At 69.3% G+C, this 24,710-nt stretch carries 27 protein-coding genes; 5 read left to right on the plus strand and 22 right to left on the minus strand.

Going from position 1 to position 24,710, the window contains the following annotated elements:
* Nucleotides 1-37: 37 nt before the first annotated feature.
* From hemA to ACQUS8_RS08395, 4 genes are all read right to left on the minus strand, one after another.
* Nucleotides 38-1,366, minus strand: coding sequence for a glutamyl-tRNA reductase (hemA, locus tag ACQUS8_RS08380; protein WP_435099455.1), 1,329 nt, complete (start codon nt 1,364-1,366; stop codon nt 38-40).
* A 5-nt stretch (nt 1,367-1,371) separates the two neighbouring features.
* Entirely contained in the window at nt 1,372-2,082 is a 711-nt protein-coding gene (locus tag ACQUS8_RS08385) for a precorrin-2 dehydrogenase/sirohydrochlorin ferrochelatase family protein (protein WP_435099458.1), read from the minus strand.
* Nucleotides 2,079-3,161 carry a siroheme decarboxylase subunit beta gene (gene ahbB / locus ACQUS8_RS08390; RefSeq protein ID WP_435099461.1) on the minus strand — a complete coding sequence of 361 codons (1,083 nt, stop codon included), beginning with the start codon at nt 3,159-3,161 and terminating at the stop codon, nt 2,079-2,081. The genes ACQUS8_RS08385 and ahbB overlap by 4 nt, the downstream gene beginning before the upstream one ends.
* A 137-nt stretch (nt 3,162-3,298) precedes the next feature.
* Complete coding sequence (locus ACQUS8_RS08395; RefSeq protein ID WP_435099464.1) at nt 3,299-3,718, minus strand: DUF5778 family protein; 420 nt, start codon at nt 3,716-3,718, stop codon at nt 3,299-3,301.
* Nucleotides 3,719-3,872: 154 nt separating this feature from the next.
* On the opposite strand from ACQUS8_RS08395, the gene uppS reads away from it, so the two are divergent.
* Complete coding sequence (gene uppS, locus ACQUS8_RS08400) at nt 3,873-4,796, plus strand: polyprenyl diphosphate synthase (RefSeq protein ID WP_435099467.1); 924 nt, start codon at nt 3,873-3,875, stop codon at nt 4,794-4,796.
* Nucleotides 4,797-5,032: 236 nt separating this feature from the next.
* Here uppS and ACQUS8_RS08405 read toward each other — a convergent pair whose 3' ends face one another.
* Nucleotides 5,033-5,641: an undecaprenyl diphosphate synthase family protein gene (locus ACQUS8_RS08405; protein ID WP_435099470.1), complete on the minus strand. Its 609-nt coding sequence runs from the start codon at nt 5,639-5,641 to the stop codon at nt 5,033-5,035.
* Nucleotides 5,642-5,733: 92 nt separating this feature from the next.
* On the opposite strand from ACQUS8_RS08405, the gene ACQUS8_RS08410 reads away from it, so the two are divergent.
* The gene (locus ACQUS8_RS08410) at nt 5,734-7,029 is read left to right on the plus strand and encodes a DUF92 domain-containing protein (RefSeq protein WP_435099473.1); all 1,296 of its coding nucleotides are present in this window, start codon (nt 5,734-5,736) and stop codon (nt 7,027-7,029) included.
* A gap of 31 nt (nt 7,030-7,060) precedes the next feature.
* On the opposite strand, the gene ACQUS8_RS08415 is transcribed toward ACQUS8_RS08410, so the two are convergent.
* The 3 genes from ACQUS8_RS08415 to ACQUS8_RS08425 form a co-directional block, all read right to left on the minus strand.
* A complete protein-coding gene (locus ACQUS8_RS08415) occupies nt 7,061-8,182 on the minus strand; it encodes an ATP-binding protein (protein ID WP_435099476.1) in 1,122 nt (373 codons plus the stop codon).
* A gap of 98 nt (nt 8,183-8,280) precedes the next feature.
* Nucleotides 8,281-9,555: a DNA primase DnaG gene (dnaG, locus tag ACQUS8_RS08420; RefSeq protein ID WP_435099479.1), complete on the minus strand. Its 1,275-nt coding sequence runs from the start codon at nt 9,553-9,555 to the stop codon at nt 8,281-8,283.
* Nucleotides 9,556-9,618: 63 nt separating this feature from the next.
* Complete coding sequence (locus ACQUS8_RS08425) at nt 9,619-11,037, minus strand: MFS transporter (protein WP_435099482.1); 1,419 nt, start codon at nt 11,035-11,037, stop codon at nt 9,619-9,621.
* Nucleotides 11,038-11,165: 128 nt separating this feature from the next.
* Between ACQUS8_RS08425 and ACQUS8_RS08430 the strand changes: the two genes are divergently transcribed.
* Nucleotides 11,166-12,062 (plus strand): HFX_2341 family transcriptional regulator, encoded by an 897-nt coding sequence (locus ACQUS8_RS08430; RefSeq protein ID WP_435099485.1) that lies wholly within the window; start codon nt 11,166-11,168, stop codon nt 12,060-12,062.
* Nucleotides 12,063-12,097: 35 nt separating this feature from the next.
* Here ACQUS8_RS08430 and ACQUS8_RS08435 read toward each other — a convergent pair whose 3' ends face one another.
* Both ACQUS8_RS08435 and ACQUS8_RS08440 read right to left on the minus strand, forming a co-directional pair.
* On the minus strand, nt 12,098-13,138 hold the full coding sequence (locus tag ACQUS8_RS08435; protein WP_435099488.1) for a hypothetical protein: 1,041 nt from the start codon (nt 13,136-13,138) through the stop codon (nt 12,098-12,100).
* A 33-nt stretch (nt 13,139-13,171) separates the two neighbouring features.
* Nucleotides 13,172-13,909: a DUF1405 domain-containing protein gene (locus ACQUS8_RS08440; RefSeq protein ID WP_435099491.1), complete on the minus strand. Its 738-nt coding sequence runs from the start codon at nt 13,907-13,909 to the stop codon at nt 13,172-13,174.
* A 111-nt stretch (nt 13,910-14,020) separates the two neighbouring features.
* On the opposite strand from ACQUS8_RS08440, the gene pdxS reads away from it, so the two are divergent.
* Nucleotides 14,021-14,926 carry a pyridoxal 5'-phosphate synthase lyase subunit PdxS gene (gene pdxS, locus ACQUS8_RS08445; protein ID WP_435099494.1) on the plus strand — a complete coding sequence of 302 codons (906 nt, stop codon included), beginning with the start codon at nt 14,021-14,023 and terminating at the stop codon, nt 14,924-14,926.
* Between the two features lie 133 nt (nt 14,927-15,059).
* Here pdxS and ACQUS8_RS08450 read toward each other — a convergent pair whose 3' ends face one another.
* From ACQUS8_RS08450 to ACQUS8_RS08470, 5 genes are all read right to left on the minus strand, one after another.
* Entirely contained in the window at nt 15,060-15,383 is a 324-nt protein-coding gene (locus ACQUS8_RS08450; protein WP_435099497.1) for a transcription factor S, read from the minus strand.
* Nucleotides 15,384-15,419: 36 nt separating this feature from the next.
* Complete coding sequence (locus ACQUS8_RS08455) at nt 15,420-15,956, minus strand: hypothetical protein (protein ID WP_435099500.1); 537 nt, start codon at nt 15,954-15,956, stop codon at nt 15,420-15,422.
* 81 nt (nt 15,957-16,037) lie between these two features.
* The gene (locus ACQUS8_RS08460) at nt 16,038-16,874 is read right to left on the minus strand and encodes an RAD55 family ATPase (protein WP_435099503.1); all 837 of its coding nucleotides are present in this window, start codon (nt 16,872-16,874) and stop codon (nt 16,038-16,040) included.
* A 39-nt stretch (nt 16,875-16,913) separates the two neighbouring features.
* Entirely contained in the window at nt 16,914-17,882 is a 969-nt protein-coding gene (locus ACQUS8_RS08465) for a beta-ribofuranosylaminobenzene 5'-phosphate synthase family protein (protein WP_435099506.1), read from the minus strand.
* A gap of 194 nt (nt 17,883-18,076) precedes the next feature.
* A complete protein-coding gene (locus tag ACQUS8_RS08470) occupies nt 18,077-19,012 on the minus strand; it encodes a glycosyltransferase (protein ID WP_435099509.1) in 936 nt (311 codons plus the stop codon).
* 107 nt (nt 19,013-19,119) lie between these two features.
* Between ACQUS8_RS08470 and ilvD the strand changes: the two genes are divergently transcribed.
* Nucleotides 19,120-20,886, plus strand: a complete 1,767-nt coding sequence (gene ilvD, locus ACQUS8_RS08475; protein ID WP_435099512.1) for a dihydroxy-acid dehydratase — start codon at nt 19,120-19,122, stop codon at nt 20,884-20,886.
* 341 nt (nt 20,887-21,227) lie between these two features.
* Here ilvD and ACQUS8_RS08480 read toward each other — a convergent pair whose 3' ends face one another.
* Genes ACQUS8_RS08480 through ACQUS8_RS08510 form a run of 7 tightly spaced genes read right to left on the minus strand, consistent with a single transcriptional unit; the run spans nt 21,228 to nt 24,709 of the window.
* Nucleotides 21,228-22,403 carry a tyrosine-type recombinase/integrase gene (locus ACQUS8_RS08480; protein WP_435099515.1) on the minus strand — a complete coding sequence of 392 codons (1,176 nt, stop codon included), beginning with the start codon at nt 22,401-22,403 and terminating at the stop codon, nt 21,228-21,230.
* Nucleotides 22,400-22,528, minus strand: a complete 129-nt coding sequence (locus ACQUS8_RS08485; protein WP_435099518.1) for a hypothetical protein — start codon at nt 22,526-22,528, stop codon at nt 22,400-22,402. Before ACQUS8_RS08485 ends, ACQUS8_RS08480 begins: the two co-directional genes overlap by 4 nt.
* Entirely contained in the window at nt 22,521-23,111 is a 591-nt protein-coding gene (locus ACQUS8_RS08490; protein ID WP_435099521.1) for a J domain-containing protein, read from the minus strand. Before ACQUS8_RS08490 ends, ACQUS8_RS08485 begins: the two co-directional genes overlap by 8 nt.
* Nucleotides 23,108-23,512: a hypothetical protein gene (locus ACQUS8_RS08495; RefSeq protein ID WP_435099524.1), complete on the minus strand. Its 405-nt coding sequence runs from the start codon at nt 23,510-23,512 to the stop codon at nt 23,108-23,110. The genes ACQUS8_RS08490 and ACQUS8_RS08495 overlap by 4 nt, the downstream gene beginning before the upstream one ends.
* Entirely contained in the window at nt 23,509-23,748 is a 240-nt protein-coding gene (locus tag ACQUS8_RS08500; RefSeq protein WP_435099527.1) for a hypothetical protein, read from the minus strand. Before ACQUS8_RS08500 ends, ACQUS8_RS08495 begins: the two co-directional genes overlap by 4 nt.
* Nucleotides 23,741-23,980 carry a hypothetical protein gene (locus ACQUS8_RS08505; protein ID WP_435099530.1) on the minus strand — a complete coding sequence of 80 codons (240 nt, stop codon included), beginning with the start codon at nt 23,978-23,980 and terminating at the stop codon, nt 23,741-23,743. The genes ACQUS8_RS08500 and ACQUS8_RS08505 overlap by 8 nt, the downstream gene beginning before the upstream one ends.
* Nucleotides 23,981-24,709 (minus strand): helix-turn-helix transcriptional regulator, encoded by a 729-nt coding sequence (locus ACQUS8_RS08510; RefSeq protein ID WP_435099533.1) that lies wholly within the window; start codon nt 24,707-24,709, stop codon nt 23,981-23,983.
* Nucleotide 24,710: the final 1 nt, after the last annotated feature.

The following is a 24,710-nucleotide window of genomic DNA, read 5'->3' on the forward strand; positions in this document are numbered from 1 at the left end:
GGCGTCGCCGCCCAGAACCAAAACCGTACTGTCCGTCTCAGTCGTCCTCGGTCTCCGCGGCCGCGAACCGCGCCGGGGGACCATCCTCGCCGAGTCGAATGGGGTCCGCGTCGTCGTCCTCGAACTCGGGGTCGAAGAGGCGCAGCGCCGTCGCGATGGTCTCCCAGTCGTCCTCCGCGGCGGCGTCCCGGAGGCTTCGGGTCGGCGCGGCGAGAATCTGGGAGACGAGCGCGTCAGCGAGCGACTCCACGACCTCGCGCTGGGCGTCGTCGACGCCGTCCTCACCGTGGGACTCCAGGCGCGAGAGCGCCGTCGCGACCTCGCGGTCCTTCAGGCGCTCGGCGCTCTCGTACATCCGCGCGATGACCGCGTCCGCACGCTTGCGCTTGTACTGCGAGAGGAGGCGTTCGAACTCCTCGTCGATGATGTCCTCGACGGCGAGCGCGGCCTCCTGCCGGCGCTCGCGCGTCTCGTCCGTCACGTCCTCGAGGTCGTCGAGGTCGTAGACGGACGCACCCGCGCTGTCGGCGACCGCGGGCGCGATGTCGCGCGGCTGGCCGAGGTCGACGTAGAGCGTCTCCCCGGCGTCTGCGGTCTCGTCTGGTGTGACGACCGGCATGTCGCTCCCGGTAGCGGCAACGACGACGTCCGTGTCCGCGAGCGTTTCGGGGAGCGCGTCGAGGCCGACCGCCTCGCCGGACGCGTCGAGGTCCGCGACGACCCATTTGGCGTGCTCGGGCGTGCGGTTCACGACGGTGACGTCAGCAACGCCCGCGGAGTCGAACGCCCGCGCGGCGAGCGACCCCATCTCGCCCGCGCCGACGACGGCCGCGCTCGCCGACTCCAAGTCGAGCTCGCGCTCGGCGAGCCGGACGGCGGCGCTCCCGAGGCTCACGACGCCCTCGTTGATGGCCGTCTCGTTGCGCGCGCGCTCGCCAACGTGGATGGCCTTCGTCACGCCTTCCTCGAGAACGGGGCCAATGGTGCCGGCGTCGACGGCCGTGTCGTAGGCCAAGCGGACCTGCCCGAGGATCTGGTCCTCGCCGAGGACGAGCGATTCGACGCCCGCCGCGACGCGCATCAGGTGCCGAAGGCTCTCCTCGTGGCCGGTCTCGACGCTCGCGTCGTGGTCGGCGATACCCGTCGCGGCGAGCGCGCGGCGCCCCGTCTCGGGGTCGGCGGTGACGACGTACGCCTCGACGCGATTGCAGGTCTGGAGCGCGTACGCCTCCTCGACGCCCGACTCGGCGCGGAGCGTCCCCAGTAGTGCCGCGATGCTCTCCGCACGGGCGGCCTCGATGTCGTTGACGGTCGCCTCGGGGTGTGCGACCCGGACCCCGGAGACGACGCTCGTATTCCGATTCACGTGTATTACTCCTCGTCGACGACGTCCGTGGGAGTGTCGCGCTCGCGCGGCCCGCCGGAGACGTCAGAACCGATGACGTTCGCGACCACTCGACGCACGGCGTCGTCGACCTCTTGGTCGTCTTTGGTATCTGCGCTACGTAAAGCCTTCCAAACCGGTGTCGACCGCACGACGGCGCGGACGGCGTCCCGGCGCTCGCCGGGCGGGACGTCCGCGGCCTGCAGGTCCTCGCGGAGGCTCGCGGTCACTTCGGCCATCGCGCCCGCGCCGTCGAGCGTCTCCTCAACCTGCTCGCGGAGGTGTTTCGCGAGCGCGGGACTCGACCCGCCGGTCGAAATCGCGACCGACACCGGGTCGTCCCGAACGGTGGCGGGGACCGCGACGTCGTCGAACGCCCGGTCGTCCGAGTGGTCCGCGCGGTTTACGAGTGCGCCCACCTCACGGGCGGCCGCGACCGCGGCGTCGTTCACCGACTCGTCGTCCGTCGCCGCGACGACGAGCGCCGGGTCGAGGCGGTCGACCCACTCGTGGAGCGTCGCGGCGTCCGCGTCCGTCCGCACCAGCTCGGCGTCGCCGAAGTCGGCGTCGGCGAACGCGGGGCTGAGAACGACGACGCGGGCCTCGCGGGCGAAGCGGCGGGCCTTCCGCGCGCCCACGCGCCCGCCGCCGACGACGAGCACCGCCTCGTCCGTGAAGTCGAACGCGAGCGGAATCACGCGTGCTGCTCTGTCTCGCGTGCGTCCTCGGTGTTCGCGTCCGCGCGCTCGTCGAGGCGGATGCCCGTCTTCTTCAGGATACGCGTCGAGAACAGCGTGTCCCAGTCGTCCGTGCCGACGTCCCAGTGCTCGGCCATCACGTCCCGCACCTGCTGGACGCGCGCCTCGCTTTCGGCCTCGCTGCGGCCGTGCGTCATCGCGAAGAAGTTGTACGGCCAGACGCCGTCGTGACGTGGGCGCTCGTAGCAGTGCGTCACGAAGTCGAGGCTCGCCACCTCGGGGCCGACCTCCGAGACGACCTCGTCCGGGACGTTCCAGACCGTCATCCCGTTCTCGCTGTAGCCGAGGGCGTAGTGGTTCGGGACGACGCCGACCCGTCGGACTTTCCCCTCGACGTTGAACTGTCGAATCGTCTCCACGACCCACTCGGCGTCCTGCCCGATTTCGTCGGCGACGTCGCGGTACGGCGTCTCCGAGACGGGGAGGCCGCCCTGAATCTCGACGACGAGGTCGCGCTGGGCGGGCGTCAGCGTCTCGGCGTCGGTCGGACTCGGGTTCGGCCCGAGGTGCGAGAGGTCGATGTCCGTCTCCTCGAGGGGTCCCTCAACGGGGAACTTCGCCTCGACGCGGAACTCCTGTTGTTTCGGCAGGTCGTAGGTTTCCTGGCCGGTCTCGGCCTCGATTTCGGCGAGCACCTCCGCGGCGCGGTCGCGCTCCGCGACGGAGACGACGAACCACATGTTGAGGTGTGGGTGTTCGCGCTCGTAGTTGTGCGCCACCTCGCGGTGTGCGTTCACGGTCTCGGCGACCTCCTCGAAGCGCGACTCCGGTGCGTGCATCGCGACGAGCGTCGCGTGTCCGCCGATGGCTTCGGCGTTGATGAGCGCGCCGAAGCGCGAGAGCGTCCCCGCCTCGACCATCCGGCGGACGCGCGCGACGAGCGTCGACGCGTCGACGTCGACGCCCTGCGAGCGGAGCGCGTGTGCCGCCGGTTCGAACGGCCGTTGCACCACCGGAAATCCACCCTGGAAGGCGTTCACGATGGCGCGGTCCGTCTCGTCGAGGTCCGCGTCGGTCATAGCCCGTAGTGGGGACTCACTCGGTATAAGGGTTGAGTTCGACCGTGCTAGCTAGGCGCACGTCCGGTGTCGCGGCGCGGGACGCGCGCTCGCTTCGCTCCCCGGTCGCGGTATTCGCGGCTTCGACGGAGCCGCGTTCACTCCCATCCGTCCTCGGTGACGCCAACGACGGACTCGGCGCCGTCGAGCGCTTCGAGGTCCGCGACGACCCGCTCGAGGTCGTCGCCGGCCTCCCAGTAGAGGACGAGGTCGTAGTACGTGTCGCGCATGAGCTGCTGGCACTCCCAGACGAACTCGTCGCCCTCGACGGTGAGGCCCTGATGCTGGTTGACGCCGAAGCGCTCGTCGTCGTTCCCGGAGTAGACGTAGGTGTCCGTCGCGTCGATACCGGAGTGCTCGGCGACGACGTCGCCGGCCTCGAGGGTGAGCTGGTGGAGGACGCTCTCCTCGTCGCCCCCGAGGTCGGTGTGGACGACTGCGCCGTGGAGCGTGATGTCCCCGGGCTTGAGGAGTTCGACCGTGCGCCGGTAGAGGTCCGCCTTCTCCGTCTCTGTCATACGTGATGCGAGGCGAGAGTGGACTAAATGGGTCACGGTCCCGTCCGGCCCGAGCGCCAGCGAGGGTCGGACGAACGAGCGAGCGCCGCCGGCACGATTGTCGTGACAGGTGCGGAGGACAAGGCTCATACCCGCCGCCGCGCAAACGAGGAGTATGTTGCGAGGGTGGCTCCGTCGCCAGTTCGACGCCGCCTACGAGCGCGTGCTCCGCCACGAACTCTCGGGTGCGCCCGAGCACGTCGCCGTCATTCAGGACGGCAATCGGCGCTACGCACGCGAGCGCGGCGACGACCCGAGCGCGGGCCACCGCGCGGGCGCGGAGACCACCGAGCAGGTCCTCGACTGGTGTGCGGAGCTCGGCGTCGAGGAGCTCACCCTCTACGCGTTCTCGACGGAGAACTTCGACCGGCCGGCGGACGAGCGCGAGCACCTCTTCGACCTCCTGGAGTCGAAGCTTCGGGAGTTCGCGGACGCCGAGCGCGTCCACGACCAGGGCGTGCGCATCCGCGCCATCGGCGAGACGGGGCGCCTCCCGGAGCGCGTCCGGGACGCCGTCGCGTACGCGGAGCGCCGCACGGCCGACTACGAGGGGTTCACGCTGAACGTCGCGCTCGCGTACGGCGGGCGCGCGGAACTCCTTGGCGCGGCCCGCGACGTCGCGCGCGCCGTCGATGACGGCGACCTCGCGCCGGCAGACGTGGACGTCGCGGAAATCGAGTCGCGCCTCCACGACAGCCCCGTCCGCGACGTCGACCTCATCGTCCGGACGGGCGGCGACGAGCGGACATCGAACTTCCTGCCGTGGCACGCGAACGGCAACGAGGCGGCGGTCTTCTTCTGTACGCCCTACTGGCCGGAGTTCTCGAAGGTGGACTTCCTGCGCGCCATCCGCACCTACGAGTCCCGCGAGGCGTCGTGGCAGCGCGCGAAGGCCGAGCGTGCGCTCGCGCTCGTCCGTGCGTTCGGGAGTGTCGAACTCCGGGAGGCCCGTGCCGTCCTCTCGCGCCTCCGCGAGTACGTTCCGGATGGGGCGGACGTCGAGGTCGAGGGCGAGGACGGCGCGACGACGGGCGACTAGTCACCCACGTACGCGGGAACTATCGTCACGAATGGAGGGCGGCGACGAGGACGCCCAGACCGCCGAGGAGAAGTGAGACTGTCTGCCGACGATTCACGCTGCCGAGATGTACGCGGAGTGGCAAGTGTCTTTAGGTGTGGCCCGCTGATTCGGAAGATTCGCTAGCGCTCATCTTCCAACCATGCGTGAGACCTGCGGCCTCACTGAGTTTGGACGGTTCACTCGCTGGCGCTCGCTTACCGTCCAAACCTCCGCTGACGGTCCTGATAATCTCGAAGCGCGCGGAGGTAGTCCCGGTCGCGGAAGTCCCGCCAGTTGACGTCGGTGAAGTAGAGTTCGCTGTAGACCGACTGCCAGATCATGAAGTCGCTGAGGCGCTCGGCGCCGGTCTTGATGACGAGGTCGGGGTCGGCGGGGAAGACGAGGTGCTCCTCGACGGCGGCCTCGTCGACGTCCTCAGGGGTGGCGTCGCCCCGATCGACGGCTTCGGCGATGGCGCGGACGGCCTCGGCGAACTCGTGTTTCCCGCCGAGGCCGACGCTGACCTGCACGGGCGCGTCGGCGCGTTCGGTATCGCCGGGCCCGCGGAGGGCGACCTCTCGGGGGGCGTCGAGGCCGGCGAGTTCGCGTTCGAGCGTCGGGACGACCGCACGGTCGAGGACGCTGACGTAGACGGTGACGCGCCGGGCGCCGTGCTCGAAGGCGAGCGCGAGGAAGCGCTCCAGGGTGTCGTAGGCGCCGCTCTCGAGCAGGTCGCGTTCGGTGATGACGAGCGCGACGTGGCCCGGGGTCGAGGCGTCGTCGTGGCGGACGCGTCGGGCGAGGTAGCGGTCGTAGAGTCCCACGACCGAACGAGGGGGCCGGACAACCCTAAAGTCCTCGCACGCGCTCGGTCGTTCGGGATTATTAAGTATGCCGGCGGTGATATCCGCCGGTAGTGACTCTCCCGCTCCGTCGGGCCGCCGCGTACGCGCTGGTCTCGACGCTCGCGCTCGCCGCACCGCTGCTGGGGCGGTTCACGGCGGCGCCGTTCGTCGTCGTGGCCGCCTTCGCGTTCGTCGTGACCGACGGGCCCGCGTTCCGCCTGTTCGCCTACCCGTGGGACGAGAAACAGGAGCGCCTCTGGACGCTCCTCGGGTTCGCGCTCGCCGCGACCGGCCTCGGCGTGCTCGTCCCCGCGTTCGACCTGCCCATCGGCGTCTTCGCCGCGGCGGTGCTCGCCGTCGGCTACGGCGACTTCGGGCGGCGCCTCGCCCTCGAGTACTACCCGGTGGCGGTCGCGGGCAGCGTCGGGTTCGTCGTCGTTTCCTTCGTCGGGACGCTGCTCGGGCAGGTCGTCGTCGCGGCGGCGCTCACCCCGACGATGGCGTTCCTCGCGGCGACCGCGAGCCTGCTCTCCGGCCTGCTGCGCGAGGTGTTCACGGAGCGTGACTACCCCTACGTCGTGCTCACCGTCGCGCTCCTCTGCTGGCTGTTCACGGCGCTCGCGGTGTCGCCGTCGTGGACGCGCGTCTGCGTCGCGCTCGTTCTCACGGTCGTCTTCGGCGGCCTCTCCTACGGGCTCGGCGCGGCGTCCGTCGCCGGGATGCTCACCGGCGTCTTCCTCGGCGTACTCGCCGTCGTGCTCGGCGGCTACGGCTGGTTCGCGGTGCTCGTGACGTTCTTCTCGGTGGGCGGGCTCTCCTCGAAGTTCCGCTACGAGGAGAAGGCGGACATCGGCGTCGCGGAGGAGAACGAGGGCGCGCGCGGGAGCGGGAACGTCCTCGGGAACTCGCTCGCCGCGCTCTTCGCGCTGCTGGGGTACGCTGCGAGTCCGATGCTCGACGTCTCGGCGGCCGTCTTCGTCTTCGCGTTCGCGGGGAGCGTCGCGACGGCGCTCGCGGACACGCTCTCCTCGGAAATCGGGACGCTCTACGGGCCTCCACGCCTCGTCACGACGTTCGAGGAAGTACCGCCGGGGACGGACGGCGCGGTGACGTGGCAGGGCGAACTCGCCGGCCTCCTCGGCGCCGCCGTCATCGCCGCGCTCTCCTTCGTCCTCCTCGGACTCTCGGCGTTCGGCGCGGGCGTCGTCCTCGTCGGCGGTGCCGTCGGGATGACCGTCGACAGCCTCGCGGGCGCGACCATCGAGGGCCGCGGCGTCGGCAACCAGACGGTGAACTTCCTCGCGACGCTCGGCGGCGCCGTCGCGAGCGGCCTGCTCGCGGTCGCGGTCGGCCTCGCGGTGCTCTGAGTCGGCCGGCGAGACGCCGACCCGCTCCGTCTCAGTTCGTGAAGGACGCGCGAGTCCTCGCCGCGGACGCGTCGGCCTCAAGCGACGGGAGCGTCTCGACGCCGGAAATCTCGAAGCGCGCCCCCTCGCCGTCCGCGTCCGTGAGGCGGATCTCCCAGCCGTGGGCGTCGACGATCTGGGTGACGATGGCGAGGCCGAACCCGCTCCCGGTCTCGGAGGACGAGTAGCCGGGTTCGAAGACGACGTCGCGCTCCTCGGGGCCGACGCCGGGGCCGTCGTCAGCGACGTAGAAGCCGTCGCCGTCGGCGAGGGCACCGACGCGGACAGTCACGTCGTCGCCGCCGTGCTCGACGGCGTTCCGAAAGAGGTTCTCGAAGAGGTGGGCGAGCCGGCTCGGGTCCGCGACGACGACGGTCGATGACTCGACGGTGAGCGTCGCGTCCGCCGTCGAGACGTTCTCCCAGCATTGGCGGGCGTGCGCCGCGATCGCGACCGGTTCGGGGTCGTCGATGACGCGGCCGCTCCGCGCGAGCGTGAGCGTCTCCTCGACGATGCGCTCCATCCGTTCGAGCGTGCGCGCGACGGTTTCGAGGCGTTCCGTCCGCTCGGCGGCATCGATGTCCTCGCGGAGCAGGTCGACGTAGCTCTGCGCGACGGTGAGCGGGTTGCGCAGGTCGTGCGAGATGATGCTCGCCAGCTCGTCGAGGCGCTCGTTCTGCCGGCGGAGCTCCTCGTTGCGGACGCGGGCGCGTTCGGCGGCGACAGCGCGCTCGACGGCGCGCACCTCGAAGACGCCGATAAGGAGGCCGGCACCGCCGCCGGTGGAAGCGGCCCAGCCGATCATGGCGATGCGGACCACCCAGTCGTCCTGCGTGACGAGGGCGATAACGGCGAATAGGGAAGTGAGGAACGCGGTGCCGGCGGCCGTCCAGAGTCCGATACGGCGATAGTGCTCGGGCGAGACGTCGCTGCGCGGCAACCAGAGGCCGCCGGCGACGAGGAGGACGGCGAACGGTAGGCTACTGGCGTAGGTGACGATGGCGTCGGGGGTGAGGCCCCGGGCGAACAGAACGTAGCCGAACCCGCCGACCACGACGGCTCCGAGCAGCAGACCGAACCCGCTCAGGACGTACGGGAGGTTCCGCTCGGACACAGTTACGGGGAAATATGTACGCGAGTGATAAGAAGTGCGGGGGTCGGTGACTGGCCAGGTTTCGCCACGGGGCGGCATGGCGTCACCGGGTGGCGGCCTCAGAGGTCGTCGAAACGGTGGGCGGCGACTGACGCAGGTTCCTTCACGACGTCTCCGCGCTCGGCGCCGACGAGCGTCCCGACGCCGCGTTGGGCGGCGACGTCGAGGAGGCGCTGGCTGATGGGACCGTCCCGAACGACGACGTCGGGGACGGTGTCGGCGTCCCGGAGCGCCTCGAAGGCGTCGGCGGCGTCGACGTCCTCGATGAGCGTGAAACCGGCCTCGTAGAGGTGACAGCGCCCGGTACCCTGCACGGTGTCGGCGGCGTCCGGCGTGGAAGTCGGGCCGGTCGATTCCGTACTGCCGTCGGTCTCTGTCTCGGTGTCATCGGCGTCGTCCGCAGGCTCGTCCGTGCGCTCCTCCGCGGCGTCCGGGACGGACGGCGTCCCCGAGGGGACGTCCGGCGTCGAGGGTGGGGAGGGGACGGCGCTGCCGTCGGTGGCGGCGACAGTGTCGACATCGGCGTCGGCGCCGGTGACCGTGCTCGCCCGGGATTTCTCGCGGAGCGCGGTGTCGACTTCGGCGCGCGAGAGGTCCTCGACGGACTTCCCCGCGGGCGCGGCCGCGACGTAGTCGACGTCGCCGACCTGCTCGAGTTCCCGGAGGATGAGGTCGCCGCCGCGGTCGCCGTCGAGGAACGCCGTCGTGGTGCGCTCGCGGGTGAGGTCGGCGACGGCCTCGGGGACGTTCGTGCCCTCGACCGCGACGGCGTTCTTCACGCCGTACTTGAGGAGGGTGAGGACGTCTGCACGGCCCTCGACGACGACGACGGCGTCGCTTGAGGCGACGTTCGGGCCGGCGGGGAGGCCCTCGTACTCGGTGACGTCGCCGGCGCGGACGGACTCGCGCACCTCCTCGAGGATGTCGTCGCTGTCGATGGCACCCTCGTCGAAGGACGTGGCGAGGAGTTCCTTCGCGCGCTCGGTGACCTCGCGGCGTTTGGCGGCCCGCAAGTCCTCGATGCGCGCGACCTCGACGGTGGCCCGGCAGGGGCCGACGCGCTCGATGGCCTCGAGGGCGGCGCCGAGGACGGCCGTCTCGACCCGGTCGAGGCTGGAGGCGAGCGTGATGCGCCCGAAGGACTGCCCGCCTTCGGCTTCGACGGTGACGTCGAGGCGGCCGAGCTTCGAGGAGTCCTGCAGGGCGTGGATGTCGAGGTCGTCGCCGAGCAGTCCCTCCGTCTGGCCGAACACGGCCCCGACGACGTCGCTGCGTTCGACGACACCGTCCGCGACGAGGTCGGCGTGAATGAGATATTTGGCCGTGTCTTCCATAGAGACCACTCTGGAGTCCGTTTGAGGTACGCCCGGCCGACAGAAATAGCTGTCGGGCGGCGCCTACCGGAGCGGCTCGCCCATCGTCTCGACGCCGAAGGCGAGGACGACGACGCCGCCGAGGGCGAACGCGACGGCGAGCGGGAGGAGCGCGGCGACGTAGCCGACGGGGACGAGCGCGCCGGCGAGAATCGGCCCGATGACGGCGGCGATTTTGCCGACGCCGCCCGCGAAGCCGTTCCCGGTGGCGCGCAGGTGCGTCGGGAAGAGTTCGGGCGTGTAGGCGTAGATGGCCCCCCACGCGCCGAGCGTGAAGAACGAGGAGGCGAGGAGCGCGCCGAAGAACGGCCAGAAGCCCTCGAGGCCGAACCCGAAGCCGGCACCGGGCATCGCGGCGGCGAAGACGAACGTGAACAGCCCGGACGCGAGGAGGTAGGTGCCGAGCGTGGGTTTGCGTCCGACCTTCTCGACGAGGTAGGCGGCGCTCGCGTACCCCGGGAACTGGACGAGCGCGATGAGGAGGAAGTAGCTGTAGACGCTCCCGAAGGTGACGCCCCCGACGGTGAGCGCGGGGACGGTGCCGCTCGCACCGAACGTCTGCGGGAGCCAGATGAAGACCCCATAATACCCGAAGTTGATGGCGAACCACGCGAACGCGATGGTGGCGGTGCGCCCGCGGAGGCCGGCGGCGAAGAGGTCGCGGACGCTCCCATCGTTCCGCGTGCCGACCTCGCTCGCCTCGATGGGCGTGTAGTCGCCACCGGACTCCTCGGCGATGGCGCGCAGGCGCTCGTTCGCGGCGTCGATTTTCCCCACGCGAGCGAGGTAGTACGGCGTCTCGGAGAGCCCGTAGCGGATGACGAAGACGAGGAGGCCGGGGAGCGCGGAGGCGACGAAGAGGAGTCGCCAGCTCTCGACGGCGCCGAAGACGGGGACGGCGACGGTGCCCCCGCCCGGCAGGTAGGAGAGGAAGAACCACGCGAGCGCGACGGCGAAGCCGTAGCCGAGCGGCCAGAAGGCATCGAGGTAGACGAGGTAGCGCCCGCGCCGGTCGGTGGGGAGGTGCTCGGAGAGATAGGAGGTGTCGACGGCGAGCGCACCCCCGAGGCCGACGCCGGTGAGGAAGCGGAGGGCGAACCCGCTGTAGAAGCCGACGGCGAGCGCGGTGAGGCCGGCGAAGACGGCGTAGGTGAGGACGGTCCACTGGAAGGCGGGTTTGCGGCCGTACTGGTCGGCGAGATAGCCCCAACCCCAGTTGCCGGCAATCATTCCCATGAGGCTCGCGGAGCCCAGCAGTCCGGCGGAGAGGCCGCTGAGGCTCCATGCGTCGAGGAGGACGGGGAGGGTGAAACTGATGAGGATGACTTCCATGCCGTCGAAGGCCCACGCAGTCCCGCAGATGGCGAGGAGACGCCGGTGGAAGGCGCCGACCGGAATCCGGTCGAGCGCCGCCGCGACGCCCGTCGCGTTCGACTCAGTCATGTACACCCTCGTCCGGTACAAGAGCTAATAATAGTGGATGGTAGGTGAACGGATTGCCGCATCGAAGAAAAATTCTCTTCGAACGGCGTCGGCAACGCTTATCCGTCGTTCGGACCCTCTACGGAGACATGGCCACGCACGTCGTGCCGGTCGGCTTCGACTACGACCGGCTCATCGCGCCGCTCGTCCGTGAGCGCCTCTCCGTGGACCGCGTCGTCCTCCTCGAGGGCGCGGTCGGGAGCGAGGCGAACGTCGAGTACTCGCGGAACCTCGCGGAGAAGCTCTCCCGGGACTTCGAGAACCTGCTCGGTGCGGAGACCGAACGCCTCGACGTCGCGGACGTCTACGACTACGACGCCGCCTTCGAGCAGGCGTTCGACCTCATCAACGACGAACTCGACCGGGGCGAGGGCGACGTCTGGGTAAACATCTCCTCGATGCCCCGCACCGTCAGTTTCGCGTTCGCGACGGCCGCCGACTCCGTCGTCATCGAGCGCGACGACGACCGTGACCGCGTCCACACCTATTACACGGCGCCCGAGAAGTACCTCGAAACCGAGCTCGCCGAGGAGCTGCGCGCCGCCGTCGACCTGCTGGACGACGCCGCCGACGGTGACGTCGACGAAGACGCGGCCGCGGAGCGCGCCGACGCCGCCCGCGACCTCCTCGACGAGTTCGACGAGCGCGGCACCACCATCGGCGCGAAGGAACTCGAAGGCGGACACATCATCGAGTTCCCGGTCGCCTCCTTCTCGAACGTCAAGCCCTTCGAGGAGCTCATCCTCTACACGCTCGGCGACCACGGCGAGTTCGATAGCGTCAGCGAACTCGCCGAGACGCTCGCCGGCGAACTCGGCGAGGAGTACACCGACAGTTTCCGCTCGAAGGTCATCTACAACGTCGACCGCCTCGGCCCGAACGGGAAGGGCTACGTCGAGCAGGACGCCCACGGGAACGCCCACCGGACCTACCTCTCGCGCATCGGCGAGCTTTGGGTGCGCGCACACCGGGACGAAGACGAGTAACGCGATTTCGCAGGAAGCGCGGAGAGGCGAGCCGCCTAGCCCCACTCGAGGCCGCGAGTGTTCGCGGGCGCGGAGAGCGGGCTCGGCGGGAGGTGCTCGGGGATGCTCGGGTCGTTGTACATCGGGGGTGCGACGTCGTTCGGGCCGTCCGGGTAGAAGAGCGCCGCGAGGAGTTGGACGTGGGTGCGCCCGACGTCGAGTTCGAACTGGCCGCCCCCGTAGAGTTCGACGTCGTTCTCGAGCGCCCACTCGACAGTGTCGAGCAGCGACTGGACGCTCCCGAAGCGCGAGGGCTTGACGTTCAGCCACGCGGGCTCGAAGGGCAACTCGTCGATGCTGTCGAGACCTGTCACGGGGGCGTCCCACGAGACGCGGCCGCGGTTCGCTTTGACGAGCGAGCGCGTCTCCTCGGTGACCGCGGGGTCCTCGACGACGGCGCCCGGCACGTCGAAGACGCGCTCGTAGAGGTCGAGGTCCGGTTCCTGGTCGACGTCCGTCCCCTCGTAGTAGCCCTTGAGGTCGAGGACGCGGACGGCGGTCGTCTCCTCGAGCGTGCGGAAGGTGTCCTCGGTCCATTCGTCGGTCGGGTCGAGTTTGAACTCGAGGGTCTCATCGACGTCGAGGAAGCGCTCGACGCGCGAGGTATCGCCCTCGGGGAGGCGCGTGGAGGCGACGAATCGGACGGGCGACGTCTCGCGTTCGAGGACGTCGGAGAGCGACGTCTTCGACTGCTTGAGCGCGAGGTCGAGCGCGGCGGACTCGAGCGCCCAGCGCCGATAGTGCCGGAAGTCCTCGCGCTCGGGGTCGGTGTCGGGGAAGAGGTCGCGGGTCGCGAGGTGCGCGGAGAACCCGTCGAAGGTCCACTCGCCCTCGAGGTCGGCGAAGTCGGTGTCGAGGGCGTCGTGCTCGTCGGCGTCGTAGGTAACGTCCTCGCCGCGGCCGGCGAGGCCGCGGCCGTGCAGGGAGAACGTGGTGGTGACGCGTTCGAAGTCGCTCGAGGTGTCGCGTGCGTTCCGTTCGCGGCCCGTCCCCTCGATGACGAGCGGGAGGTCCGCGAGCGCGTCGTAGAGAGACATACGTGTCCCGTGTCGGTCGAGCGGGAAAAAGGGTTAGCGTAGCTTCGCGACGCGGGTGGCGAGTGCGAGGAACGTCGCGAGGAGGACGAGCACGACGGCGCCGACGCCGGCGAGCGCGTGCGCACTCGGGTCGTGCGTGATGGGGCCCGAGTAGGTCGCCATCCCGAGGACCGACCCGGTCACCTGTCCGAGCGTCTGTGCGGGCACCGTCGAGTGGTGTGGCGTGCCGACGACGGGGACGAAGTAGTCGAGGACGAGGTTGACGATGTACCACGCGAACGCGACGGCGACGGCGCGCACGGTGAAGTCGGCGTAGCGGTGGATGACGAACGCCTCGACGGCCATCGCGACGTGCGAGGTGAAGAGGAAGGCGTACATCGGCCACGCGAGGTAGCCGAAGCCGTCCGCGAAGACGAGGAGGGTGTAGGGCGTCCAGAGGCCGAGGACGAGACAGCCGAAGAACGCGAGCGCGTGCACCCACTGACGGTCGCGCCCGGTCGCCCAGAGCGCGAAGGAGGCGGCGACGAAGAGCGTCGCCGTCGGCGAGTCCGGGACGAACGGCCACGCGAGCAGCGGTTCCGCGGAGAACTGCGGGATGTAGTACCAGAAGCCGAACAGCGTCCCCAAGAAATTCGCGAGGACGACGGGCCAGACGAGGCGCAACCCGAGGTCCTCGACCCACGTCGGGAGGGGCGCGACGGAGCGCGGGAGGCCCTCCGGCTCGGGGAGCGTCTCGCGCGGGCGGAGGAGCCACGGCGGGAGCGAGGGCATGCGCGAGGCGACGAACGCGGCGCGCATAGGTGTTGGCGTTTCGCCGACGGCGACGCCGCGGACGTGACCGCAATCGGCATTCCTTTGGCACTCCCGGCGTTACCGCCAGACATGACCGAGACGGACATCGAGGACCTCAAGCGCGGGACGGACCTCGTCAAGCGCGGCTTCGCACGGATGCAGAAGGGCGGCGTCATCATGGACGTGGTGAACGCCGAGCAGGCGCGCATCGCCGAGGACGCCGGCGCGGTCGCCGTGATGCACCTCGAGGCCGTGCCGGCCGACATCCGCAAGCGCGGCGGCGTCGCGCGGATGGCCGACCCGGGTGGCATTCAGGAGGTCATCGACGAGGTCTCCATCCCCGTCATGGGGAAGGTCCGAATCGGCCACCGGAAGGAGGCCGAAATCATGGAGGTCGCGGGCGCGGACATGATCGACGAGTCCGAAGTCCTCACCCCCGCGGACGACAAGTACCACATCGACAAGCGCGACTTCACCGCGCCGTTCGTCTGCGGCGCGCGCAACCTCGGCGAGGCCCTCCGGCGCATCGACGAGGGCGCCGCGATGATTCGGACGAAGGGCGAGGCCGGCACCGGCGACGTCAATCAGGCCGTCCACCACCAGCGCACCATCAAGAGCGCGATTCGCAAGCTCGAGGGGATGAACCACGAGGAGCGCCAGATGTGGGCGCGCGAGCATGAGGCCCCCGCGGAACTCGTCCACGAGACCGCCGAGATGGGCCGCCTGCCCGTCGTGAACTTCGCCGCGGGCGGCATCGCGACGCCCGCCGACGCCGCGCTCATGATGTACCACGAGTGTGACGGCATCTTCGTCGGCTCCGGCATCTTCGGCGCGGAGGACCCCGAGAAGATGGCGCGCGCCATCGTCGACGCCGTCAACAACTACGACGACCCCGAGCGCCTCGCCGAAATCGCCTCGAACATCGGCGCCGGCATGAAGGGCGAGGCGAACGTCTCGCTCCCCGAGGAGGAGAAGATGCAGGGCCGCGGGAACTAACGGCGCGGTCGCGGATGACCCAGCGTCCGCGAATGAAGTGAGCGGTGCGCCGGTCGGCTACGCCGACCGGAAGTTTTTCTCCCGTGTTTTTGGCCTGAGCGGTGCGCACCAGCGCACCCGAAGAAAAAGACGGTTAGTTGTAGTCGCGCCAGCGGTGGCCGCACTCGGTGCACTTGAAGAAGCGCGTCGGCGGTTCGTCGGCGGCGCCGGTCTGCTTGATGGTGTACCACGCCTCGTCGTTCCCACACTCCTCGCAGACGACGTCGGCGGTGGGTTTACCTTCGTCGTCGGCGTTCTCCGTGGTCTCGATGACGTCGCTGTCGTCCTGTGCTTCGGTGGAGACGAAGTCGGCGGCGAGGTCGTCGTCGCGGCCCTGTTCGTGGCCGCAGGTCGAGCAGACCATGACGCCGTCGTCGTCGGCGTGCATCATGGAGCCGCATTCGTCGCAGAACTGCATACCCGCCCTAGCGGATACGCACTCAAAAACCCCCGTTCAGAGGTCGTCCGTGATGTCGACGTCGTCGAGGACCATCGGGCAGTTCACCACCTCGTAGTGGTTGGTGTCGACGACGCGGCGAATCTCGGTACCCTCGTGGTTGCAGGCGAGGTCGGGCGGGTCGGCGAAGAACTCGCAGTTGTGGCAGGTGCGGTCCGAGATGACGCGGACGTCCTCCGCCTCGTCGGCCGCGGCCGCCTGCTCGGCGTCGGTCGCGTCGGCGCCGAGGACGTCCGTCGCGTCGACGGCGTCGGTGTCGACGTCCACCTCCTCGAACGGGTCGCCATCGACGGCGTCGACGTCCTCGGGGTCCGAGAGCGGCGCCGACTCGTCCTCGGGCGACTCGGGGAGGTCGTCCGAGGGCTGTTCGAGCGGGTCGACCGCCGCGTCGGACTCGTCCTCGGGCGACACCTCGGCGCCATCAGTCGGGTCGTCATCGGCCAGGTGGCCGTCGGTCGGTTCGGCGTCCAGTGGCGCCGCCCCGTCCGCCTCGTCGGCGACGTCCGGCGCGTCGCGTTCCTCGTCGTCACTCATCGCGGCTCCCCTCCGGTTGGACGTGGCGCTCCCATCTGTCCGGACTGTCGGTTCGGTGAACCATAAGGTGGTGGGATGACCTCAGCGGATCTTCCGGACGTTCGAGACGTCGAAGCCCGCCTCGTGGATCTCCGTCTCGAAGCGGACGATGTCCTCCTGCTCCAGTTGGCTGAGGACGCCGCGGAACTCCTGGACGAACATCGAGCGCACGCGCTCGTTCCCGCCGGTCTCCCAGCCGAACTGGATGGTGCCGTCGACGCAGCTCATCAGCTCGCCGAACTGCGACTCGGTGAGCGCGTCGCGCGAGAGGTTGAGGAGGACGAGCCCGCCCCACTCCCGGACGGCCTTCCGGAGCCCCTTGAGGAGGTAGACGACGTCCGACCACGGGCGCTCGGGCTGTTCGTCGCCGATGAGGTCGGTGAGCGAGTCGACGACGACGAGGCTGTCCGCGGCGTGCTCGTCGAGGTAGTCGGCGAACGCCTGGATGACGGTACGGCGCTCGCCCTGTCCGCCGAGGTCGGCGAGCGAGCGCGGCTCGTCGACGTACCACTCGCGGGGTACCGGGCTCAGCTGGAAGTACTCTGCGGAGAGGTCCTGAAAGGTGACACCACCGAGGCCGGCCTTGACGATTTCCTCGTCCATGGAGAACGAGATTTCGCGCTTGACGTCCTCGCGACTCGCGGAGAAGGAGACGTAATGGACCTCCTCAGGCGGTTCGGCCGCGGGCGCGAGACTCCCGTAGTGGAGGTCGAAGAGGTCGGGGTCGTTCTGTATCAGGCCGTTGAACACGGCGCTCGTGTAGAGGAACTCGCGTGCGCCGGCACCGGCACTCCCCGCGAGCAACACCACGCTCCCCTCGGGCGCGCCACCCCCGATTTGGCCGTCGAAGCGCGAGACGCCGAACGGAATCCTCGTCATACTCGCCCCATCACCGTGCGTTCGCTTACCAGTTGTGCCTCATTCCGAGATTCGCGCCCCGTCGTTCGACGCGCCGGTGACGCGGACGTCGACGTCGACGCCGGCCTCGTCGAGCGCGTCCGCGGCGACGGCACGCACTTCCGCGGCGTGTTCGGCGTCCGTGAGCGCGTAGACGGCCGGCCCCCACGAGGACTGCCCGGCGCCCGCGACGGCGGCGTGCTCGCGGAGGGCGTCGACGAGCGCGCCCGCGGGCGGCCGATAGACGCCGCCCTGCTCGTCGGCGTACCAGCGGCCGTTGAGGCGGCCGACTTCGGCGACGCCGGCGCCGAACGACGCCATGTCGCCATCGACGACGCCGGGGAGGACGCGCCGGACGACGACGCCGGCGATGCGGTCGGCGATGCCCGAATCGGCGCGCTCGACGACGTCGCGCATGCTCTCCTCCTCCTCGGTGCCGGACTTCCCTTGCGGGACGTCGGGGACGGCGAGGACGAAGCGCCAGTCGTCGGGGACGCGGTGGCGCGCGCTGACGCCGGGGACGGACCACGTCCCGTCCGGCGGGCGTTCGGTGGTGAAGCGCTCGGTGGGATGGCCGGCGTCGAGGACGAACCCCCCACGTTCGAAGGCGGCGACGCCGACGCCGCTCCGCCCGCCGCGTCCGAGGGCGGGCGCGTGCTCGCGGACTCGTGGCTCGATGTCGTGGGCGCGCGCGACGGCGGTGTAGACGGCGAGCGCGAGTTGCGTCCCGCTCCCGAAGCCGACGTGGCGAGGGAGCGCCTCGCGGACGGTGACGTCGACGCCCTCGACGTCAAGGACGTCACAGGCGCGCTCGGCGGCCCGGCGGGCGGCATCGTCGGCACAGCGCACGGCGTCGGCGCGCGAGGCGTCGACGACGACGCGCGGGTCGTCGAGCGCGACGCCGAGGCTCCCGTAGAGTCGGTCGGGGGCGAGCGAGAGGTTACAGAAGCCGAAGTGGAGGCGGGCGCCGGCGCTGACGCGAACGGTCATACGCCCACATACACCCCCGGGTGGTTCGTGGTTTCGACGGTGGCAAGACAAGAGACCGTCCCGCCCACCCGACCGTGTCCGTCGCCGAGGTCCCCTCTCCCGTTCGCGACGGCGTCGTGCGTTCCGGTGGACGGTCCGTCCGTGTGGACTCGGCCACCAGAGTTAAATATTGTGTCGACGAGGTTGGTGGGTCGTCACGCCAGCACGGCCTCGGCGACCCGCCCCGCGCCGTTCTCGTAGACCGGCGGCGCTGGCGGGTTCCGGGCCGCACGGACTACCTCGTCGGGCGACGTGACGGTCCGGAAGCCTGTCGCGCGCGACGCGAGACGGGCGACGCCGCGCTGTTCGGACGTGAACGGGTAGACGAGACACGGCGTCCCCGCGACCGCCGCCTCCATCACCGTCGAGTAGCCCGGGCAGACGACGAGATTCGCCGCGCGCAGCGTCGGCAGCGTCGAGGCGACCGGCTCCCAGTCCTCGCCGCCGACCTGCAGAACGTCCCGGCCGGCCTCGCGGAGGCGTTGGACGCTCTCCTCGAGCGCCGTCGAGTAGGTGCTAGGCACGACGACGACGTCCGGGTCGCCGACGACGGGCGCGTCCGCGTCGAGCGCGAGCGGCGGGACGCGCGTCACGCCCTCGGGGTCCGCGTCGGCGTGCGGCCACACCGTCGGGAAGTAGAACTCGCGCGCCGCCCGGAGCTGGTACTCGGTGAGCCCCCACGCGCCCGCGCGCTCCACCGCGTCGTCGTAGAGACCGGGCGCGTTGTGTGTGCAGACGTAGAGCGGGACGCCCGCGAGCGGCGCCGCCATCGCCGCGAACATGTCGTCCGTCACGAGGCGGTCCGGGTCCTCGCGCTGCAACCAACGATAGAAGTCGCGCACGCGACGCGCCGAATCGGGGACGCTCCCCGTGAGCGTCTCGCGGAGGCCGCCGTCCTCCTGGTAGTCACCGATGAAGTCCACGGGCGTCGGGACGTACTCGTCGTAGCCCAGCAGGTCGACAAAGCGCTTCCCGGGGCCGCCGCCCGCGAGCGACACCGTGGCGCCGCGCGCCTCGAGTGCGCGCGCGACGGCGAGCATCCGCGTGGCGTGGCCCGCGCCCTCCGGATAGTGTGCGACCGCGACGTGCATACCACCGTTCGCGGCGCGAACGCCCGTGTACCTTCCGGTCGCGGGCCCGCTCCGAAATCATGCCACTCACGCGGGGTTTATAGTTGCGCGACGATTTCGCATCAACAATGAGCGGTAAGCCCGAGTCGAACACGGACGAAGCGACCCCGTCGGTCCCGGAGGAAAAACCCGAGAAGGACCCCGACCTTCGGAGTACTGAGGTCACCGAGGGCCCCGAGCGCGCCCCCCACCGCGCGATGTTCCGCGCGATGGGCTACGACGACAAGGACCTCTCCTCGCCGATGGTCGGCGTCGCCAACCCGTCCGCGGACATCACGCCGTGTAACGTCCACCTCGACGACCTCGCGGACGCCGTGACCGTCGGCATCGACGAGGAGGGCGGCATGCCCATCGAGTTCGGCACCGTCACCGTCAGCGACGCCATCTCCATGGGGACCGAGGGGATGAAAGCCTCCCTCATCAGTCGTGAGGTCATCGCGGACTCCGTCGAACTCGTCTCCTTCGCCGAGCGCATGGACGCGCTCGTCACCATCGGCGGCTGTGACAAGAACCTCCCCGGCATGATGATGGCCGCCATCCGCACCGACCTCCCCTCCGTCTTCCTCTACGGGGGCTCGATCATGCCCGGCCACCACGACGGTCGGGAAATCACCGTCCAGAACGTCTTCGAGGGCGTCGGGAGCGTCGCCTCCGGCGACATGACCGAGGAAGAACTCGTCGAGATGGAGCACGAGGCCTGCCCCGGCGCCGGTTCCTGTGGCGGGATGTTCACCGCGAACACGATGGCCTCCATCAGCGAGGCGCTCGGCCTCGCGCCCCTCGGCTCCGCCTCCCCGCTCGCCGAGAGCGAGGAGCGCGTCGAAGTCGCCCGCGAAGCCGGGAAGGTCGTCCTCGACGCCGTCGAGAACGACCGCCGTCCGAGCGACATCCTCACGCGGGAGTCCTTCGAGAACGCCATCGCCGTGCAGGTGGCGCTCGGGGGCTCCACGAACGGCGTCCTCCACGTCCTCGCGCTCGCCGCCGAGGCCGGCGTCGACCTCTCCATCGAGGAGTTCGACGAAATCAGCAAGCGCACCCCGAAGATCGCGAACCTCCAGCCCGGCGGCTCGCGCGTCATGAAGGACCTCCACGAAATCGGCGGCGTCCCCGTCGTCATCCGTCGCCTCCTGGAGGGCGGCTACCTCCACGGTGACGCGATGACCGTCACCGGCAACACCATCGAGGAGGAGCTGGAGACGCTCGACCTCCCGGACGACGACGAGATCGACGCGGACTTCCTCGCGACCACTGACGACCCCTTCCACGAGGAAGGCGCCATCAAAATCCTCACCGGCAACCTCGCGCCCGACGGCGGCGTCCTGAAGGTCACCGGCGAGGAGGGCTTCCACCACGAAGGCCCCGCGCGCGTCTTCGACAACGAGGAGAACGCGATGGAGTACGTCCAGAGCGGCGAAATCGAGTCCGGCGACGTCCTCGTCATCCGTAACGAGGGCCCGCGCGGCGGCCCCGGCATGCGCGAGATGCTCGGCGTCACCGCCGCCGTCGTCGGCCAAGGCCACGAGGACGACGTCGCGCTCCTCACCGACGGCCGCTTCTCCGGTGCGACCCGCGGCCCGATGATCGGCCACGTCGCCCCCGAGTCCGTCGTCGGCGGCCCCATCGCCGCGCTCGAAGACGGCGACACCGTCACCGTCGACGTCCGCGAGCGCGAACTCTCCGTCGACCTCAGCGACGAAGAACTCGAAGCACGCCTCGAGGACTACGAACGCCCCGACCTCCAGTACGAGGGCGGCTTCCTCCGCAAGTACGGCGACGCGTTCGACTCCGCCGCCAACGGCGCGGTGACGAACCCCTCCGTCAAGCGCGACGACTAGGCGACGAAGCGCGTCGCCACACGCGAGCGACGCCGTCCGACCATTCTCTGTTGCGTTCACCCACGCCCAGCATTGCTGCCGTTCACGCCACGGAGAACGTCGGCCCCGACGGCATCAAGGTCGTCTTTATCTCCGGTCCCACCAGCGCGATGTCGCTTACTGCCGTCTACCCAGTGCTTGATGGCAAGTGGGACGGACACTCCGGAGTACGCGGAATTCGGTGAACGAAGTGCTGAACCCGGAGGTGTCCGGATTCAGGAGTTTGAGAAGTGGGACCGTTGAGCTGCGCGATTCATCGAGAGACGGTGTGTCGGCGAGGCGCGTTAGTAGCGAGTTGAACATCATTCGTCGTCCTCCTCAAGTCGATCAAGCAGGTCACGGCGCCCGGCGGCGCGCGTGAGATGCTCGGGTTGGTCGTAGACGTCGATTTCGGTCGTGTTCGCTTTCGCCTCCAGGTCGCGACGCGGCCAGCCGCGGTCTCGGTGCCACGTGAACGACCCGGTCCGAATCTTGTGCGGACTCCGGCTCGAGGGACACTTGCTCCCGCGACCGTGCTCGCGAGCAGTGCACGTCTCCGGGTCGCGGTCGTGTGGGCACTCGTCGCCGAACTCACACGGCTGCGTGAGCACGTACATCCAGTTGCGGATCGCCGACTTACTCAGTCGGCCACCACCCTTCTGGGAGGAGAAGAGTGGCTCGCGACCGTGCTCGTCCTCAACGTCCGCACGGTTCACGCGCAGGTAGTCGGAGACAATCTCGCCAACCTCGTCGGCGAGATTGATGGCGCGCTCACCCTCGAAACCGTTCTTTAGTGGCGTCCCGGTATCGGGGCGATGCTGCGGGAAGACAAATGGCGTCTCTGCACGCTCAAGCATCTTCTCGACGACACTCGGTGCGTACCCTTGCTGCTCGTAGCGACGGCGAAGCCGTTCGAGGTCATCGCCCTCCAGGTAGACGTCCTCGACGTCGAGTGAGTGGAGGGCACCGAGACGCATCGTCGTCCGCCAGAACAGGAGGAAGGTGACGTGTTCGCGGGTCGCGTAGCGGAATTGGTTCAGGTTCTCGAGGATAGTCTCCGCGCGCTCGATGGGGAGCTTCTCGGTGTTGATGCGCTCCTCCTTCGTCGGGCTCGGGACGTCGAGTGCGTCCGGGATATCCGAGGAGACCGCATCGAGGTCCTCGCAGTACTCGAGGAAGCGCTGGAGCGTTCCCCATTCGTTCTTCCGCGTGTTCACGTCGAGGCCGTCCGAGATACGCTCCGACTCGTAGGCCTTGATGTGGCGTGTCGTCAGGTCGTTCAGGTTCTCGATGTCGAACCGGTCGCAAAACCGGATGAAGTGGACTGTCCGGTTACGATAGGAGCGAATCGTCGACTCCGAGCGGTCCTCGAGGCGTGCAAGCCACTCCTCGCGAGCGGCGTCGGGCGCCATCGGTTCGAGGTCTTCCTCGGGGTCGAGGCGTTCTTCGAGCTCGTCGAGCCGGTCGAGGACGTCCGCCGCGCTGGGGTCCTCGCTCATCGGACGACCCTCCAGAATCCGCTGAACTGGTCACGGCGAATCCACGGGCGGACGCGGGCGCCGCCAGCGCCGTACGCCCAGACGGTCGCGCCGAGCAGGTGTTCGCGGGCAATGCTCCTACTCATCGAGCATCGCCTCCTTCGCAGCGTTGAGTTCCGCCATCGCGTCCTCAGAGCCACCGGAATCGGGGTGCCGCTCTTTCGCGAGCGAGTGGTAGGCGGCCTTCACGACAGCGTCAGGCGCATCGGGTGCGACTTCGAGGACTTCGTGCGGCGGCCGTGAGTGTGCGACGACGCGACCGTCGGCAGTCGACTCGTCTCCAGGAGGGAGACGCGCAGCGGCGAACTGCGTGTCGCCGGTGACGACCGGGCGGTTCCCGCGCATCCGCGTCTCATGCACCCAGAGGTAGACGGTGCGGACGTTGTCGCGCAGGCGCGGTGAGGCGTCGCACGCGACGGCGAAGTCCTCGCCGTCGTCGGTCCAGCGGAGGACGAAGCCGGGGTCGTCCGGGTTCGCGTTGTGGAGTGGGAGGCCGTTCGATTTCGTGTGCTGGTTCCCGATGGACGCGCGCCAGTCGTCGGGATCGAGGCGGTCCATCTCGGTCTGGAGGTCGCTCGTCGTCTGCGCGAGCGTCGCCTCGAAACTCCGGTTCCGTTCGCGTTCGGCCGGTGCCGTGCGTTCGAAGCCGGTCGGCCAGTCGAGCGTCACGCCGACTCACCTCCGTCAGTGCCAGCGCGACCGGTTGCATCGCGAACGAGAGTGCCGTCGTCAGTCTGGAGATGCTCGCCGTAGAGCAACTCGTTCTGGTACGTCACCTTGACTGTCGTGCCGTCGTTGACGCGGTAGACGTAGGTTCCGTTCTCGAACATATCGAAGACGTAGGGGCCAGCGAGGACGTTGACCGCGCCACTCTCGAGGCCACTGACCTCGATCTCGACCAGGCACCCGTCGGTGCCGGCACAGATCGTGTCGACGTCGACGGACGGCTTCGCCGTCGTTTCCGTGGTCGTGTCTGGCGAGACGTCGTCGTCAGATGTGCTCATGCAGCCCGAGAGCAGGGCAGCGGCCGCGCTCCCGGTGGCTGCCAGAAGATGGCGTCGCGAGTTCATCGCTCGCCCTCCGAGTGTTCGGTATCCGCGTCGTCTTCACGGTTGCCAGCCTGTCCTTCGTGACGCACGACCTCTCCGTTGTATCCACAACTCGGGCAGCGGATTTGGACGCGATAGCGGTTGAGGAGTTCGTCAGCCCACATCTCGACTGCCCTCGTCGGCAGAGTCTCACCGCACGATGGGCAGAACTTCGCGTCTATCGGGTGGTCGAACTCCTGTTCGGTTTCGTCATTCATCTTCACGAGCCTCCTGCATTGCCGCCTCGTGGCGGTCGTGGACGTCTTGCGCCATCTCCACGAACCCCGCCATCTGTTCCGGCGTCAGGTTCGCGATGAGAGTTTCGCCGTCCTCCCGCACGAGCTCGAATCGGTAGTCGCCACTCTCCCACCCACCGAGCTTCATCTTCTCCGCGTCGACGTACGGGAAGCCGTTCGGTCCCTTCTCGTAGTCGCGTTCGATGTCGGCCATCTACTTCGCCTCCGTGTCGTCGCCGGATGCGTCCCGGATGCGCTCGAGGACGACCTCGTCCTGGTCGGCGGCGTCAGCGACGTCGTCAAGCAGCTCGGGGTAGCGGTCTTCGCGGCCGAGCACGAGCACGCGGTCGTCCGTGATGACCCACGCGAGGCCGTCGTTGGCGAGGTCGGCAACCTGCGCGTGTGTGAGTTTCACGACGTCGGCTTCCTTCTCGGGCTCGCCGCCGTCGGTTGCGACGGCGTGCAGTGAGCGTTCATCGGTCGCGACGTGTGCGAGTTCGTCGTGGCCGACGTCGAGGAGCGCGAACCCGCGCTCGGTGACGCGGTACTCGTTCGTGCGGTCGTCGATCTTCCCTTTCTCGATGAGGCCCTTATTGACGAGCGAGTCGAGGTTCGGGTAGAGGCGGCCGTGGTTGACTTCTTTTCCGTAGGCGTCCTCCAGTTCGCGTTTGATGGCGAGGCCGTACGGCGTCTCGCCATCGCGTTCGACGGCTGCGGCGGCGGTGAGGGCGTCACGCTGGAAGCCGTTCAGGTCGTGCCAATCGTGGCGGGCGCGCACGTTCGGGCCGCCGTCGGCGGCGAGTGTGGGTGCTGCGCCGCCGGAGCCGCCGTCGTCGTCCGGCGTGGGGTCGCCACAGCCGGGGTGGTCGACAAGGTTCTCGACGGTCACGAAGTCGCGGTCGCAGGCGTTGCAGTGGTATGGAGCGTCGGATTCGGTGGTCATG

It is taken from the genome of Halarchaeum sp. P4, from assembly GCF_051195175.1.
In the GTDB taxonomy this organism is placed as follows: Archaea; Halobacteriota; Halobacteria; order Halobacteriales; family Halobacteriaceae; genus Halarchaeum.

What these genes read in the sequence shown, in the direction of transcription:
- ACQUS8_RS08510 (WP_435099533.1), bottom strand. Translation starts at nt 24,709, where the DNA reads ATGACCACCGAATCCGACGCTCCATACCACTGCAACGCCTGCGACCGC.
- ACQUS8_RS08485 (WP_435099518.1), bottom strand. Translation starts at nt 22,528, where the DNA reads ATGAGTAGGAGCATTGCCCGCGAACACCTGCTCGGCGCGACCGTCTGG.
- ACQUS8_RS08465 (WP_435099506.1), bottom strand. Translation starts at nt 17,882, where the DNA reads ATGACCGTTCGCGTCAGCGCCGGCGCCCGCCTCCACTTCGGCTTCTGT.
- ACQUS8_RS08460 (WP_435099503.1), bottom strand. Translation starts at nt 16,874, where the DNA reads ATGACGAGGATTCCGTTCGGCGTCTCGCGCTTCGACGGCCAAATCGGG.
- dnaG (WP_435099479.1), bottom strand. Translation starts at nt 9,555, where the DNA reads ATGGAAGACACGGCCAAATATCTCATTCACGCCGACCTCGTCGCGGAC.
- ACQUS8_RS08480 (WP_435099515.1), bottom strand. Translation starts at nt 22,403, where the DNA reads ATGAGCGAGGACCCCAGCGCGGCGGACGTCCTCGACCGGCTCGACGAG.
- uppS (WP_435099467.1), top strand. Translation starts at nt 3,873, where the DNA reads ATGTTGCGAGGGTGGCTCCGTCGCCAGTTCGACGCCGCCTACGAGCGC.
- ahbB (WP_435099461.1), bottom strand. Translation starts at nt 3,161, where the DNA reads ATGACCGACGCGGACCTCGACGAGACGGACCGCGCCATCGTGAACGCC.
- pdxS (WP_435099494.1), top strand. Translation starts at nt 14,021, where the DNA reads ATGACCGAGACGGACATCGAGGACCTCAAGCGCGGGACGGACCTCGTC.
- ACQUS8_RS08495 (WP_435099524.1), bottom strand. Translation starts at nt 23,512, where the DNA reads ATGAACTCGCGACGCCATCTTCTGGCAGCCACCGGGAGCGCGGCCGCT.
- ACQUS8_RS08505 (WP_435099530.1), bottom strand. Translation starts at nt 23,980, where the DNA reads ATGGCCGACATCGAACGCGACTACGAGAAGGGACCGAACGGCTTCCCG.
- ACQUS8_RS08470 (WP_435099509.1), bottom strand. Translation starts at nt 19,012, where the DNA reads ATGCACGTCGCGGTCGCACACTATCCGGAGGGCGCGGGCCACGCCACG.
- ACQUS8_RS08395 (WP_435099464.1), bottom strand. Translation starts at nt 3,718, where the DNA reads ATGACAGAGACGGAGAAGGCGGACCTCTACCGGCGCACGGTCGAACTC.
- ACQUS8_RS08450 (WP_435099497.1), bottom strand. Translation starts at nt 15,383, where the DNA reads ATGCAGTTCTGCGACGAATGCGGCTCCATGATGCACGCCGACGACGAC.
- ACQUS8_RS08440 (WP_435099491.1), bottom strand. Translation starts at nt 13,909, where the DNA reads ATGCCCTCGCTCCCGCCGTGGCTCCTCCGCCCGCGCGAGACGCTCCCC.
- ACQUS8_RS08500 (WP_435099527.1), bottom strand. Translation starts at nt 23,748, where the DNA reads ATGAATGACGAAACCGAACAGGAGTTCGACCACCCGATAGACGCGAAG.
- ACQUS8_RS08430 (WP_435099485.1), top strand. Translation starts at nt 11,166, where the DNA reads ATGGCCACGCACGTCGTGCCGGTCGGCTTCGACTACGACCGGCTCATC.
- ACQUS8_RS08425 (WP_435099482.1), bottom strand. Translation starts at nt 11,037, where the DNA reads ATGACTGAGTCGAACGCGACGGGCGTCGCGGCGGCGCTCGACCGGATT.
- ACQUS8_RS08435 (WP_435099488.1), bottom strand. Translation starts at nt 13,138, where the DNA reads ATGTCTCTCTACGACGCGCTCGCGGACCTCCCGCTCGTCATCGAGGGG.
- ilvD (WP_435099512.1), top strand. Translation starts at nt 19,120, where the DNA reads ATGAGCGGTAAGCCCGAGTCGAACACGGACGAAGCGACCCCGTCGGTC.
- ACQUS8_RS08455 (WP_435099500.1), bottom strand. Translation starts at nt 15,956, where the DNA reads ATGAGTGACGACGAGGAACGCGACGCGCCGGACGTCGCCGACGAGGCG.